Here is a 437-nt window from a genome sequence, read left to right on the forward strand (position 1 = left end):
CTTTTAATTCTTGGTGATACAAATAGTTGTTTAGCAGCAGTATCTGCTAAACGATTAAAAATTCCTGTATTCCACATGGAAGCGGGTAATAGATGCTTTGATCAGAATGTACCTGAAGAAATCAATCGTAAAATTGTTGACCATGTCAGTGATGTGAATCTACCTTATACGGAACATAGCAGACGTTATTTATTAGATGAAGGCTTCAATAAAGCGAATATCTTTGTGACAGGATCACCGATGACAGAAGTGATAGAAGCGCATCGAGATAAAATTAATCACAGTGACGTTTTAAATAAACTAGGATTAGAACCGCAACAATACATTTTAGTATCTGCGCATAGAGAAGAGAATATCGATAATGAAAAGAATTTTAAATCATTAATGAATGCGATAAATGATATTGCCAAAAAGTATAAAATGCCTGTGATTTATTC

General features: G+C 33.2%; 1 pseudogene. It reads left to right on the forward strand.

Annotation, left to right across the window (positions count from 1 at the left end):
- Positions 1-437, forward strand: a pseudogene (cap8G, locus tag I6F20_RS38645) (type 8 capsular polysaccharide synthesis protein Cap8G); the annotation flags it as partial.

It is taken from the genome of Bradyrhizobium sp. IC3123 (assembly GCF_020193625.1).
Classification (GTDB): domain Bacteria; phylum Pseudomonadota; class Alphaproteobacteria; order Rhizobiales; family Xanthobacteraceae; genus Bradyrhizobium; species Bradyrhizobium yuanmingense.